Source organism: Pseudomonas sp. TH39(2020), from assembly GCF_016650715.1.
Lineage (GTDB): Bacteria > Pseudomonadota > Gammaproteobacteria > Pseudomonadales > Pseudomonadaceae > Aquipseudomonas > Aquipseudomonas mandelii_C.
The window spans coordinates 2699995-2713985 of sequence record NZ_JAEKFF010000006.1; the positions used below are offsets into that span (position 1 = coordinate 2699995).

The window sequence follows — 13991 nt, forward strand, 5'->3', positions numbered from 1 at the left end:
GTGCGGGGGATTTAATCTGTATAAAAGCAAAACCCCCGGCCTGGGCCGGGGGTTTTGTTGTTACTCGTCGAGGAAGGAGCGCAAATGCTCGCTTCTCGTCGGGTGGCGCAGCTTGCGCAGCGCCTTGGCTTCGATCTGACGAATCCGTTCACGGGTTACGTCGAACTGCTTACCAACCTCCTCGAGGGTGTGGTCGGTATTCATGTCGATACCGAAGCGCATGCGCAGAACCTTGGCTTCACGGGCAGTGAGGCCGGACAGAACTTCGCGAGTCGCTTCTTTAAGGCTCTCAACAGTGGCGACATCGATCGGCGACTGCATGGTCGAGTCTTCGATGAAGTCACCCAAATGGGAGTCTTCGTCATCACCGATCGGGGTTTCCATGGAGATCGGCTCTTTAGCGATCTTCAATACCTTGCGGATCTTGTCCTCAGGCATTTCCATGCGTTCGCCCAGCTCTTCCGGGGTCGGTTCGCGACCCATTTCCTGCAACATCTGACGGGAAATGCGGTTGAGCTTGTTGATCGTCTCGATCATGTGCACCGGAATACGGATGGTGCGGGCCTGGTCGGCGATCGAGCGAGTGATCGCCTGACGGATCCACCAGGTGGCATAAGTCGAGAATTTGTAGCCGCGGCGGTATTCGAACTTGTCTACCGCTTTCATCAAACCGATGTTGCCTTCCTGGATCAGATCGAGGAATTGCAGACCACGGTTGGTGTACTTCTTGGCGATGGAGATCACCAGACGCAAGTTCGCTTCTACCATCTCTTTCTTCGCGCGGCGGGCCTTGGCCTCACCGATCGACATGCGACGGTTGATGTCCTTGATCTCGGCGATCGTCAAACCGGTTTCGGTTTGCAGCGCGGTCAGCTTCTGCTGGCAACGAATGATGTCCGGTTGCAGGCGACCAATGGCTTCAGCGTATTTGCTTTTGCCTTTGGCCAGTGCGTCGGTCCAGCTTTCGTCGACTTCATTGCCCGGGAACTGGCGCAGGAAGTCGGCACGCGGCATACGAGCATCGCGAACGCAAAGTTGCATGATCGCGCGCTCTTGCTGACGCAGACGATCCAGGGCACTGCGAACACGCTCGACCAGGCCTTCGAATTGCTTCGGAACCAGTTTGATCGGCATGAACAGCTCAGCCAGAAGCACCAGCTCGGCAATTGCCAGCTTGTTGCCACGACCGTGCTTTTTCAGCGCCTTGCGGGTGATTTCCATCTGATCGGAGACAGCGCCAAAGCGCTGAGCTGCGATGACCGGATCCGGACCGCTTTCGGCTTCTTCTTCGTCGTCGGTGCTGGCTTCAGCGTCGTCGTCGTCGGTGTCGTCGTCCGCTTTCACGGCTTTCGGGTCGACAGGCGGCGGCACTTCTGCAGCAGGCGGCGCAATGCCGTCGTCCGGGTCGATATAACCGCTCAGAACGTCGGACAGGCGGCCACCTTCGGTGGTGACGCGAGTGTATTCGGACAGAATATGGTCAACCGTGCCAGGGAAGTGCGCAATTGCGCCCATCACTTCGCGGATGCCCTCTTCAATACGTTTGGCGATTTCGATTTCGCCTTCACGTGTGAGGAGCTCTACCGTACCCATTTCACGCATGTACATGCGCACTGGGTCGGTGGTGCGACCAATGTCGGTCTCGACCGCTGCCAACGCTGCTGCTGCCTCTTCGGCCGCGGCTTCGTCGGTATCGGCGTCGGCCAGCATAAGAGAATCCTTATCTGGCGCAACCTCGAATACGTTGATCCCCATGTCATTGATCATGCGGATGATGTCTTCCACCTGTTCCGGATCTGAAATATCCTCCGGCAGGTGGTCGTTGACCTCCGCGTAAGTCAGGTAACCCTGCTCACGACCAAGTGTGATCAACTCTTTGATACGAGACTGCTGTTGCGCTTTTCCGGACATAACACCCTATCCACTGAAGGTCTTGGCGGGCAAAAAACAAGCCGAGGATTATACCTGAGCTATGACCTCACGCGCCAGTTGAGGTCGGGCTTGTTGCGGAAACATTGCGACTTAATAGGTCGCGCAGTTGATTTTTCTCTTCGGCACTCAGTTCGCTTTGACGTGCTTTCCTGAGAAGTTGTTCCAGGTTTCGCTCGCGTTGGCGGGCTGACAAGCTAGTAATGGTGTCGAAAAACTGTTGTTCAAGGTTATCTCCGTCAATCAGCCATTCCTTTTCCGCCAGCGCCTTGAGCAAACGTCCTTGCTCCGTACCGTGCCAGCGTGCAATCAACTGAAATGAGTTTAGCTTGGGATTCTTCTGTACGGCTTCGAGAAGGGCCACCAGTAATTGCGTGTTGGTGTGATCCTCGGCAGCAAAGTGCCCGGCATCCTCGACTTTCTCGGCCAGTTGCGGGTGATGCAATAGCGTGCGCAAGGCGGCCAGGGTCGGTGGCTCTACAGCGGCCGGCACCCGTGGTGCGCGGGGTTGATCGTGATCACCACCGCGTTTACCGTTTTTGTCCCACGGTTTTTTGTCCCATTTTTTGCCGCCTGCGCCGGGTTTCTTCGGCGTCCATTCCTGCTGCGGCACATACATCTCTTGTGCCTGCGGCTGATGGTAGTCGCTGTAATCCGGCATGGCGTCGTAATCGATGCCCGGGTCGTACGCCGGCGGTGCTTCCTGAGGTGCGCTTTGTACCAGCTGGCTCACGGCTTCACCGCTAAGCCCGGTAATTTCAGTCAGGCGCTGACGCATCAGGATGCGCAGGTTCGCCCCCGGGACTTTGTCGATCAGCGGCGCGGCGAGGGTGGCCATGTGGGCCTTGCCTTCGAGCGAGCGTGGGTCCGATTCCTCGGTCAGCTGTTGAAAAAAATAATCCGCTAATGGTTGGGCGTGCTGGTTGATCCGTGCGCGGAAGGCATCAGTGCCTTCGGAGCGGACCAGCGTGTCCGGGTCTTCGCCTTCGGGGAGGAACAGAAAGCGTGCGCGCCGCCCGTCCTGCAGGCTCGGCAGCGCTGCCTCCAATGCCCGCCAGGCGGCATTTCGACCTGCCTGGTCGCCGTCGAAACAGAACAGCACGTTGGGCACGACGCGAAACAGGCGCTTCAAGTGCTCTTCGCTGGTGGCGGTGCCCAGGGTCGCGACAGCATTGCGCAGGCCTTGCTGGGCGAGGGCGATAACATCCATGTAGCCTTCGACGACGATGATTTCGTCGAGGTTGCGGTTGTTCTTGCGTGCTTCATAGAGGCCGTAGAGTTCCTGGCCCTTATGGAATACCGGGGTTTCCGGTGAATTCAGGTATTTCGGCTTGTCGTCGCCCAATACCCGGCCGCCGAAGGCGATGATTCGTCCGCGGCTGTCGCGGATCGGGAACATCACGCGATCGCGGAAGCGGTCATAGCGTTTGCCGGTTTCGGCGTTCTCGATCAGCAGGCCGGCATCGATCATGGCTTTCTGTTGCAGGGTGTCGCTGCTCAAGTGCTTGAACAGATTGTCCCAGCCGGGCGGGGCAAAGCCGAGGCCGAAGTCTCGGGCGATTTCGCCGGTCAGTCCGCGACCTTTCAAGTAATCCACAGCTGCTTTTCGCGATGGATGGCTTTTCAGTGCCTGACGGTAAAAGTCGGCGGCGGCGGTGAGTAGCGGGTAGAGCGGCGAATCGGTCGGCTGCCGCGGTTTGTGCGGCCGTCCGCTTTCTTCGCGGGGGATTTCCATGCCGGCGGCTTTGGCCAGTTCTTCGACAGCCTGGACGAAATCCAGATTGTCGTGGTCCATCATGAAGCCGAGGGCGTTGCCACCAGCGCCGCAGCCAAAGCAATAATAGAACTGCTTGTCGGGGCTGACGCTGAAGGAGGGGGTTTTCTCTTTGTGGAACGGGCAGCAAGCGGTGTAATTCTTGCCGGCCTTTTTCATTTGCAGGCGCGAGCTGACCACATCGACGATGTCGGTGCGGTTCAGAAGGTCGTCAATGAAGCTCTGGGGAATTAGCCCGGCCATGGCGTTCTCGTCATCTGCGCTGCAATTGATCCGAAACGAAGAGCGGCTGAGCGCGGGTCGTTGTTTGAGGCGCGCAAAATGTGCGGCTCGACCAGTGTCGTCTGCGTAATCGCTGTCGGGAAGTGTATCTGCCGAAAATCCACTGACGTTAGTACCAATCAGTATTCGACTATTTGAAAGTGTTGCGCTGAATCCGGCTGCGGCCTGTTGATGGCCTCGGATAGCTCATAAGCTGGCACGCAAGAAGGTGCCTTGGGCTGATCGTCGTGAGAGGAATCAGTGGGTGTGCTCGTCAGTAGCCTTGGAAGGCTCGTCAGAAAAGACGTGCACCGCTGGCAAAAGAGCCAGGTCTGACGCTGTGAAGCAGATTTGTCTCGGTCGCGTGTGCGGCTTTGACGGTGAAGCATCAAGCGTTGTCCGCAAATGCCATTAGCCCGGCTGAGGGCCGGGCTTGGCAGAAGCTTGCTACGAACGTCTGTGTATTAGTACAGACGAACGGCGCGGCGCTGTTCGCGCTGAACTTTCTTGGCGTGACGCTTAACAGCGGCTGCTGCTTTGCGCTTACGCTCAGAAGTAGGCTTCTCGTAGAATTCGCGGCTACGAACTTCAGCCAGTACACCGGCTTTTTCGCAGGAGCGCTTGAAACGACGCAGAGCTACGTCGAAGGGTTCGTTCTCTTTTACTTTGACGGCTGGCATCCAGAGCTACCTTCATTCATTACCGGGGTCAACATCCTCGTGGCAAAAGAGCACTTGAAGACGTCGGTTTTTAAGGGTTGCGGATGTTAACCCCTCATCGCTCGGAATGCAAAGCCTCTGATCGAAAACCGCTGGTCGGGGCATCACGTGGCGACTATTATGCGCGCCTTCGAATTCAGCCTAAACAAGGCGCAAACCCATGCTAGTACTGGGATTAGAAACCTCCTGCGACGAAACCGGTGTCGCATTATATGACAGTGAACGCGGCCTGCTGGCCGATGCGCTGTTCAGCCAGATCGACCTGCACCGCGCCTATGGCGGGGTCGTGCCGGAGCTGGCCTCGCGTGACCACGTCAAACGCATGCTGCCCTTGATTCGTCAGGTGTTGGCCGAAGCTGACTGTGTGCCGACCGAGATCGACGCCATCGCTTATACCGCGGGTCCTGGCCTGGTCGGTGCCTTGCTGGTGGGCGCCTCTTGCGCTCAGGCGCTGGCCTTCGCCTGGGGTATTCCGGCGCTGGGTGTGCACCACATGGAAGGTCACCTGCTGGCGCCGATGCTGGAGTCGCAACCACCGGAATTCCCGTTCGTCGCTTTGTTGGTGTCTGGCGGTCATACGCAGCTGGTTCAGGTCGACGGGATCGGTCAATACACGCTCTTGGGCGAGACCCTCGACGATGCCGCCGGTGAAGCTTTTGACAAGACCGCGAAGATGATGGGCCTCAATTATCCGGGTGGCCCGGAAATCGCTCGGCTGGCGGAGCAAGGGGTTGCAGGACGTTTCACTTTCCCGCGCCCGATGTGCGACCGTCCAGGGCTGGCTTTCAGTTTCAGTGGCTTGAAAACCTTCGCCCTGAACACCTGGCAGCAGAGCGTCAGCGCCGGGGACGACAGCGAGCAAGCCCGTTGCGACATCTCGCTGGCGTTCCAGCAGGCCGTGGTGGAGACTTTGACCATCAAGTGCAAGCGTGCCCTGAAACAGGCCGGTATGAAGCGTCTGGTGATCGCTGGCGGCGTCAGCGCCAACAAGGCACTGCGTACTTCGCTGGAGAAGATGCTCGGCGACATGAAGGGCGATGTTTTTTATGCTCGTCCGGAGTTCTGCACCGACAACGGCGCGATGATTGCCTTTGCCGGTTGCCAGCGTTTGCAGGCCGGTCAGCATGAAAGCCTGGCGATCAGCGTGCAGGCGCGTTGGCCGATGGAGCAATTGTCTGCGCTGTGATGAGCGGCGCTCATGCCCGGTAATTAAAAATGCCGTTCGCGCCCGGCAAACAGGTCGCGTAGATTGCCCCGATGACGCCAGACGATCAGCCCCGTGAGTGCGCTCATGGGCAGCAGTGCCGCCGGTTCTTGCCAGGCCAGCAGCGGCAGGGTCAGCGGTGTGGCGATCAAGGCCGCCAGTGAGCTGGTGCGAGTCAGGTAGAACGTCAGCAGCCAGGCGCAGACCGCCAGCAGTGCGGCGGGCGGGTAGAGGCCCAGCAACATGCCGGCAGCGGTGGCGACACCCTTGCCACCGCGAAAGCGAAAGTACAGCGGGAACAGGTGACCGATCACGGCACAGACGCCGATCCAGGCCTGTTCTTGAAGCGAAAGGTCCGCAATGCCGGCGATCAGTACGGGTAGCAGGCCTTTGAAGAGGTCCCCGATCAAGGTCAGGACGGCGAGTTTTTTGCCGGCCAGGCGCAACATGTTGGTGGCGCCGGCATTGCCCGAGCCACTCATTCGCGGATCGGGGTTACCGGTCAGGCGGCTGAGCAAAATGGCGAAGGACAGAGAGCCGAGCAGGTAGGCGAGGGTCGCCAGTAACCAAAACATGCTAACTATTCCGGGCGAGGACGCCCTGATTCTAACGGCGCATTGCGCCCTTGTCGTGCAGCGGAGAAAAGTGCTTGGACAGAGTGTTTATCGAGGGCCTGGAAGTCGACACCGTGATTGGTGCCTACGACTGGGAGCGAGGCATCCGACAGTGCTTGCGTCTTGATCTGAGCTTCGCCTGGGATAATCGCCCGGCCGCCGCCGGTGATGACCTGACGCTGGCGCTCGATTACGCCAGTGTGTCGTCGCGTATCCAGGCTTTTGCCGAGCAGGCGCAGTTCCAGTTGGTCGAGACCTTCGCCGAACGTCTGGCTGAAGTGCTGATGAGCGAGTTCAAGATCACCTGGATGCGCCTCAAGCTGACCAAGCCAGGCGCCATTCCGGCTGCCACGGGTGGTGTGGGCGTGGAGATCGAGCGCGGATGTCGCTGACTCAGGTGTTTCTCGGGCTCGGTAGCAATATCGAGCGCGAATCCCATTTGCAGGCTGGCCTGGAAGCCTTGGCAGGTTTTCTGGTGGATATACGCTGCTCGGCGGTGTTCGAAAGTCAGCCGGTGGGGATCAAGAGCGGGCCATTCTTCAATTTTGTGGTGTCGGCTTTTACCGATTTGCCGCTGATGGAGCTGGATCGCCGGCTGAAATTCATCGAGGCGGACAACGGCCGTTATGCGCCGGATCGCAAGGGTTTGCCGCTGGATATCGACGTGCTGCTGTTCGGCGATCTGGTGGGCAACTTCGATGGCTTGATCCTGCCGCGGGCAGAAATTCTGAAAAATGCCTTCGTGCTGTGGCCGTTGTCGCTGATTGCGCCGGATCGCGTGCATCCGGGCGTAGGCAAAAGCTTTGCGACCCTGTGGGGTGAGGCGCAGATTGATCAGGTGTTGGCGCCCGTGGCGTTTGAGTGGCGCGGTGAGCAGCTGACCCCTTCAGCATTGTTGTGATGCGGATGACGCCTTCGCGAGCAGGCTCGCTCCCACAGGGATGTGCGCTGTCCCGTGTGGGGGCGGGCTTGCTCGCGAAGCTTTTCAGGCAGACGCCGCCTCTTTGTAGGCCTTCAGCGCCTTAAGTCGCTCTCGCTTGATCGCCTCACCCAGCTCCAGCCCTTTGAATCCCTTCTCCAGCAACGGCTGAACCGCCACGGTCCGGGCAGCATTCGCCGCCCCCCGTAAATAATCCGCTTGTGGATAACTTCGCTGTTCCAGCCCTTTACGTCCGCGCGCGTCCATCTCGCACGCCGCGATAAATTCCTCGAACCGCTGCGGCCGACGGTAAACGTCAAAACTCTGCAGCAACTCCAGCAACGTCGACGGCTTCAGCTCCAGAGCGCGATGGCCGTGGGTGTGATATTCGCCCACCAGCAGAGCCAGCTCCTGACAGTCTTTCGGCGCCTTGAAGCGTTCGTTGACCGCTTTGATCAGTTTCAAGCCCTTGTGCTCATGAGCTATGTGTCGGGGCCACTCCTCCTTGGGCGTCAGTCCCTTGCCGAGGTCGTGCAGCAGACAGGCCCAGCGCACGGTGAGTGGTTGTTTGTGCCGCGCCGCTTGCTCCAGCACGCTCAAGGTGTGCGCGCCCGTGTCGATTTCCGGGTGGTGGGCTTCCGGTTGCGGTACGCCGAACAGGGCATCGACTTCCGGCATCAATACCTTGAGAGCGCCACACTCGCGCAGCACTTCGATAAACACCTGTGGCTGATCTTCCATCAGGGCGCGGGAAATTTCTTTCCAGCTGCGTTCGGCGGTCAAGGCCTCCAGTTCGCCTGATTCGCTGAGTTGGCGCATCAGTTCCAGTGTCTCCGACGCCACGGTGAAGTCGAGCCCCGCATAACGCGCTGCGAAGCGGGCAACACGCAGAACCCGGAGCGGATCTTCGGCGAACGCGGGGGAAACGTGACGAAGCAGGCGCGCCTCGAGATCGCGCTGGCCGTGGTAAGGATCGGTCAGGTTCTGCTGATCGTCTTCGGCCATGGCATTGATGGTCAGGTCACGGCGAATCAGGTCTTCTTCGAGGGTGACTTCTGGGCTGGCGTGAAAGGTAAAACCGCCGTAACCGCGTCCGCTTTTACGCTCGGTCCGGGCGAGGGCGTATTCCTCACCACTTTTGGGGTGAAGAAAAACCGGGAAATCCGCACCCACCGGCCGAAAGCCCTTGGCGAGCATTTCTTCAGTGGTGGCGCCAATCACAACCCAGTCGATGTCGGTGACAGGCTTGCCCAGCAGGCGATCGCGTACCGCACCGCCGACTTTATAAATCTGCATAAAAAACCTCCGTTAGCCCGACAGAATAACCTTTGCGTCGAACCTCCGGAGGCAGAAACAGGATCAAAGATGGATGACAGCCAGGTCCAGCCGGCCGTAATCCCCTTCGCTGTGTTCACCTCTGGGCGGAACATGATGGGTTTTCATCACCTGGTCCCCTTGCAGGGTTTCCAGATGAATATCGAAGCCCCAGAGGCGGTGCAGGTGTTTGAGCACTTCCTCGGTGGACTCGCCCAGCGGTTTGCGGTCGTGTTGCTGGTGACGCAAGGTCAGCGAGCGGTCACCACGCCGGTCGATGCTGTAAATCTGCACGTTGGGTTCACGATTGCCCAGGTTGTACTGCGCCGCCAGGGTTTCACGGATGATGCGGTAACCCCCTTCGTCGTGAATCGCCGGTACCAGCAAGTCATCTTTCTGGTCGTCATCAAGAATGCTGAACAGCTTCAGGTCACGGATCACCTGGGGTGAAAGGTACTGCAGGATGAAGCTTTCATCCTTGAAGCTGCTCATGGCGAATTTGATGCTCGACAGCCAGTCGGTCCCAGCAATCTCTGGGAACCAGCGGTAGTCCTCTTCGGTCGGGTGTTCACACATGCGGCGAATGTCCCGGTACATGGCAAAACCCAGGGTGTAGGGGTTGATGCCGTTGTAGTAGGGGCTATCGAAGCCGGGTTGATAGACCACGCTGGTGTGGGACGTCAAAAACTCCATCATGAAGCCGTCGGTCACCAGGCCTTCGTCATACAGGTCGTTCATCAGGGTGTAATGCCAGAACGTGGCCCATCCCTCGTTCATCACCTGAGTCTGGCGTTGCGGGTAGAAATACTGAGCGATCTTGCGCACGATCCGCACGATTTCCCGCTGCCATGGCTCCAGCAGTGGTGCGTGTTTTTCGATGAAGTAGAGGATGTTTTCCTGAGGTTCGGCGGGAAAGCGCGCGTTGTCCTTGTCGCTGTACTTGTCCGCACCTTTTGGAATGGTCCGCCACAGATCGTTGATCTGTTTCTGCAAATGCTCTTCCCGATCCTTTTGCCGGCGACGTTCTTCTTCGGCGGAAATCGGATAGGGGCGTTTGTAGCGATCGACCCCATAGTTCATCAGGGCGTGGCAGGAATCCAGCAGGTCCTCGACCGCGTCGATACCGTGGCGTTCTTCGCACTGCATGATGTATTGCTTGGCAAAGACCAGGTAATCGATGATCGAACTGGCGTCAGTCCAGGTGCGGAACAGGTAGTTGCCTTTGAAAAAGCTGTTATGCCCGTAGCAGGCATGGGCGACGACCAACGCCTGCATGCAGATGGTGTTTTCTTCCATCAAATAGGCGATGCACGGGTCCGAGTTGATCACGATCTCGTACGCCAGCCCCATCTGGCCGCGAGAGTAGGATTTCTCGGTGCTGAGGAAGTGTTTGCCGTAGGACCAGTGGTGATAACCCAGCGGCATACCGACGGAGGCGTAGGCGTCCATCATCTGCTCGGCGGTGATCACTTCGATCTGGTTAGGGTAAGTATCGAGCGCGTAGCGAGCCGCCAGACGACTGATTTCTTTGTCGTAGGCCTGAATCAGCTCGAACGTCCATTCGGAGCCGGTGGAAATGGGTTGGCGCTTCTGCTCTTTGGCGGTCATGTCACTAACCTGCGCTGGAAGAGTTCACGGAAGACCGGATAGATATCCCCGGCCGAGACCAGTTGTTGCTGGGCAAAAGTGTCAGAGAAGGCTTCCGCGATGCGTTCGTACTCGAACCACAAGGCCTGATGTTCGCGCGGGGTGATCTCAACGTAAGTGTAGTACTGCACGAACGGCATGATCTGGTTGATCAGTATGTCGCGGCAGATCGGCGAGTCGTCGTTCCAGTTGTCGCCGTCGGAGGCCTGGGCGGCATAGATATTCCACTCATTGCTCGGATAGCGTTCGGCCATGATCTCCTGCATCAGTTTCAAGGCGCTGGAAACGATGGTGCCGCCGGTTTCGCGAGAATAGAAAAACTCCTCTTCGTCCACTTCCCGGGCACTGGTGTGGTGGCGGATGAACACGACGTCGATCTTGTCGTAGTTACGCTTGAGAAACAGGTACAGCAGGATAAAGAAACGCTTGGCGATGTCCTTGGTCGCTTGGGTCATGGAGCCGGACACGTCCATCAGGCAGAACATCACCGCCTTGGAGCTGGGGTTGGGTTGCTTGATAAGCAGGTTGTACTTGAGGTCGAAGGTATCGAGGAACGGTACGCGATGAATGCGCGCACTGAGTTTTTCGATTTCTGCTTCGACTTCCTGAATATCGCCGAAGTTGTCTGGCTCGTCACGCTTGAGTCGCAGCAGTTCTTCTTTGGCTTCGCGTAATTTTGCCCGGCTGCTGCCAGACAGGGCGATTCGCCGTGCATGGGCCGAGCGCAAGGTGCGGATGATGTTGATCCGCGACGGATTGCCCTCGTTACTGATCCCGGCACGAACGGTCTTGAAGGTGTCAGTGCCGGTCAGGTTGCGCTTGACCAGGTTCGGCAGCTCAAGGTCCTCGAACATGAATTCGAGGAATTCCTCCTGGGTGATCTGGAAGACGAATTCGTCCATCCCTTCGCCCGAGTTGCCGGCCTTGCCGGGTCCTCTGCCACCGCCACCTCCGGGCGGGCGGGCAATGTGCTCGCCGCTGGTGAATTCCTTGTTGCCCGGGTGCACGACGGTCTGCTTGCCACCGCGACCGTGGTGAAGCACCGGCTCGTCAATGTCGCGACCGGGGATGCTGATCTGTTCGCCGTGCTCCATATCGGTAATGGAGCGCCGGCTGACCGCCTCTTCGACAGCCTTTTTGATGTGATCACGGTAACGCCGCAGAAACCGCTGACGGTTCACCGTGCTCTTGTTCTTGCCATTGAGACGTCGGTCGATCACATAGCTCATGACTGCTCCTTAGAAGCTGTCCTGAAAGGGGCGAGCGGTTATGCAGCATCGACGGTGCCAAGGGATGTTCACGCTCCCCCAAGCGCTTTTGGACGCTGACTGACCTCGCTACCGACTTTCGAACACCTTCCAGAGGTCTGTGTAACAGAAAATGCGTACACAGGCCTCTGGCTGACGACAACCGGTCTGACCGGCAGCGGGTTATTGTGATTTTCTGACCCGCAGGTACCACTCGGACAGCAGTCGTACCTGTTTGTCGGTGTAGCCCCGCTCGACCATCCGTGTGACGAAGTCGTTGTGCTTCTGCTGGTCCTCTTTGCTGGCCTTGGCGTTGAAGCTGATGACTGGCAGGAGGTCCTCGGTGTTGGAGAACATTTTTTTCTCGATGACCACCCGCAGTTTTTCGTAGCTGAGCCAGGTCGGGTTCTTGCCGTTGTTGTTGGCCCGGGCGCGCAGCACGAAGTTGACGATTTCGTTGCGGAAATCTTTCGGATTGCTGATGCCGGCCGGTTTTTCGATTTTCTCCAGTTCTTCGTTCAGCGCTACGCGGTTGAGGATCTCGCCGGTTTCCGGGTCGCGGTATTCCTGGTCCTGGATCCAGAAGTCGGCGTACAGCACGTAGCGATCGAAGATGTTCTGGCCATACTCGCTATAAGACTCGAGGTAGGCGGTCTGGATTTCCTTGCCGATGAACTCGATATAACGCGGTGCCAGGTACTCCTTGAGGAAGCGCAGATAGCGTTCGCGGGTTTCCGCCTGGAATTGTTCCTGTTCGATCTGTTGTTCCAGCACGTAAAGCAAGTGCACCGGGTTGGCAGCGATTTCGTGCGGATCAAAGTTGAACACTTTCGACAGGATCTTGAACGCGAAGCGGGTCGACAAGCCGTTCATGCCTTCGTCGACACCCGCGTTGTCGCGGTATTCCTGGATCGACTTGGCCTTCGGATCGGTATCCTTGAGATTTTCGCCGTCATACACGCGCATTTTGGAGTAGATGTTGGAGTTTTCCGGCTCTTTCAGTCGCGAGAGTACGGTGAACTGGGCAAGCATCTTCAGGGTGTCTGGCGCGCAGTGAGCCTTGGCCAGGGAGCTGTTGAACAAGAGCTTGTCGTAGATCTTCACTTCGTCGCTGACCCGCAGGCAGTACGGCACTTTGACGATGTAGATCCGGTCGATGAAGGCTTCGTTGTTCTTGTTGTTGCGGAAGGTGTGCCATTCCGATTCGTTGGAGTGGGCCAGCAGGATCCCGGTAAACGGAATTGCCCCCAGACCTTCGGTACTGTTGTAGTTGCCTTCCTGAGTGGCGGTCAGCAGTGGGTGCAGCACCTTGATCGGTGCCTTGAACATTTCGACGAATTCCATCAGGCCCTGGTTGGCCCGGCACAGTGCGCCCGAATAGCTGTAGGCGTCGGCATCGTTCTGCGGGAATTCTTCGAGTTTGCGGATATCGACCTTGCCCACCAGCGCCGAGATATCCTGGTTGTTTTCATCTCCCGGCTCGGTTTTGGCCACGGCGATCTGGTTGAGGATCGACGGATACAGCTTCACAACGCGGAACTGGCTGATGTCGCCGCCGAATTCGGCGAGGCGTTTGGTAGCCCATGGCGACATGATGGTGTTTAGGTAGCGCCGTGGAATGCCGAAATCCTCCTCGAGGATCGCGCCATCTTCGGTGGCGTTGAACAGACCCAGAGGTGATTCGAATACCGGCGAGCCCTTGATTGCGTAGAAGGGCACTTTTTCGATCAGCTGCTTGAGCTTCTCGGCCAGGGATGATTTACCGCCACCCACAGGGCCGAGCAGATAGAGAATCTGTTTCTTCTCTTCCAGGCCCTGAGCGGCATGGCGGAAATACGACACGATCTGGTCAATGCATTCTTCCATCCCGTGGAAGTCTTCAAAGGCCGGATAGCGGCGGATTACCTTGTTGGAAAAGATTCGCGACAGCCTCGAGTTGGCCGAGGTGTCGAGAAGCTCCGGCTCACCGATGGCCAGCAACAGACGCTCGGCGGCTGAGGCGTAGGCGCTGCGGTCGCTTTTGCACAGCTCAAGATACTCTTGCAGCGAGAGTTCTTCCTGGCGTGTGGACTCGAAGCGTTGTTGGAAGTGGCTAAAGATACTCATGACGTCACCTCGCTCGATACGTGGAGCCGACGCCGGATCATTCAGTCGATGCTGGCAGCGACCGAATATGCAGTCGCTGTTTACCCCCCAGAACTCTTTCGAAGCTGACTACCCCGAAAGCTACTCCCGATGACCCGCGCGCCGGTGTACCGGCTCTCCCCTGTTTTGGATGGCCTGCGCTTAAGGATAGTTGCTTATTCGGGAGGTAAAGGCGAGATACGTAATTAGTTGTGGCAGACCGTTCGTCTGCCACCGCG

The 13991-nt window shown here is 58.1% G+C and carries 11 protein-coding genes; 3 read left to right on the plus strand and 8 right to left on the minus strand.

The window, feature by feature from the left end; all coding sequences use genetic code 11:
- Positions 1-60 precede the first annotated feature (60 nt).
- The 3 genes from rpoD to rpsU all read right to left on the minus strand — a co-directional run bounded on the left by rpoD (position 61) and on the right by rpsU (position 4644).
- Positions 61-1911 (minus strand): RNA polymerase sigma factor RpoD, encoded by a 1851-nt coding sequence (rpoD, locus tag JFU47_RS20035; protein ID WP_008147190.1) that lies wholly within the window; start codon positions 1909-1911, stop codon positions 61-63.
- A 67-nt stretch (positions 1912-1978) separates the two neighbouring features.
- A complete protein-coding gene (gene dnaG / locus JFU47_RS20040; RefSeq protein WP_056741298.1) occupies positions 1979-3946 on the minus strand; it encodes a DNA primase in 1968 nt (655 codons plus the stop codon).
- Between the two features lie 482 nt (positions 3947-4428).
- Positions 4429-4644: a 30S ribosomal protein S21 gene (rpsU, locus tag JFU47_RS20045; RefSeq protein ID WP_002551877.1), complete on the minus strand. Its 216-nt coding sequence runs from the start codon at positions 4642-4644 to the stop codon at positions 4429-4431.
- Positions 4645-4843: 199 nt separating this feature from the next.
- Here rpsU and tsaD point away from each other — a divergent pair, with 199 nt between their 5' ends.
- A complete protein-coding gene (gene tsaD / locus JFU47_RS20050; RefSeq protein ID WP_046045367.1) occupies positions 4844-5869 on the plus strand; it encodes a tRNA (adenosine(37)-N6)-threonylcarbamoyltransferase complex transferase subunit TsaD in 1026 nt (341 codons plus the stop codon).
- Positions 5870-5892: 23 nt separating this feature from the next.
- Here the strand turns inward: tsaD and plsY are convergent, their stop codons facing one another.
- Complete coding sequence (plsY, locus tag JFU47_RS20055; protein ID WP_123368655.1) at positions 5893-6462, minus strand: glycerol-3-phosphate 1-O-acyltransferase PlsY; 570 nt, start codon at positions 6460-6462, stop codon at positions 5893-5895.
- Between the two features lie 74 nt (positions 6463-6536).
- Between plsY and folB the strand changes: the two genes are divergently transcribed.
- Both folB and folK read left to right on the plus strand, forming a co-directional pair.
- A complete protein-coding gene (gene folB / locus JFU47_RS20060; RefSeq protein ID WP_030129997.1) occupies positions 6537-6893 on the plus strand; it encodes a dihydroneopterin aldolase in 357 nt (118 codons plus the stop codon).
- Positions 6884-7402, plus strand: coding sequence for a 2-amino-4-hydroxy-6-hydroxymethyldihydropteridine diphosphokinase (gene folK, locus JFU47_RS20065; RefSeq protein WP_201185122.1), 519 nt, complete (start codon positions 6884-6886; stop codon positions 7400-7402). The genes folB and folK overlap by 10 nt, the downstream gene beginning before the upstream one ends.
- Before the next feature lie 84 nt (positions 7403-7486).
- Here the strand turns inward: folK and JFU47_RS20070 are convergent, their stop codons facing one another.
- From JFU47_RS20070 to JFU47_RS20085, 4 genes are all read right to left on the minus strand, one after another.
- Positions 7487-8716 carry a multifunctional CCA addition/repair protein gene (locus tag JFU47_RS20070; RefSeq protein WP_201185124.1) on the minus strand — a complete coding sequence of 410 codons (1230 nt, stop codon included), beginning with the start codon at positions 8714-8716 and terminating at the stop codon, positions 7487-7489.
- Between the two features lie 63 nt (positions 8717-8779).
- The gene (locus tag JFU47_RS20075; protein ID WP_046045370.1) at positions 8780-10342 is read right to left on the minus strand and encodes a SpoVR family protein; all 1563 of its coding nucleotides are present in this window, start codon (positions 10340-10342) and stop codon (positions 8780-8782) included.
- Positions 10339-11610, minus strand: a complete 1272-nt coding sequence (locus JFU47_RS20080; protein WP_033056219.1) for a YeaH/YhbH family protein — start codon at positions 11608-11610, stop codon at positions 10339-10341. Before JFU47_RS20080 ends, JFU47_RS20075 begins: the two co-directional genes overlap by 4 nt.
- A 201-nt stretch (positions 11611-11811) precedes the next feature.
- Positions 11812-13734, minus strand: coding sequence for a PrkA family serine protein kinase (locus tag JFU47_RS20085; protein ID WP_033056218.1), 1923 nt, complete (start codon positions 13732-13734; stop codon positions 11812-11814).
- Between the last annotated feature and the right edge of the window lie 257 nt (positions 13735-13991).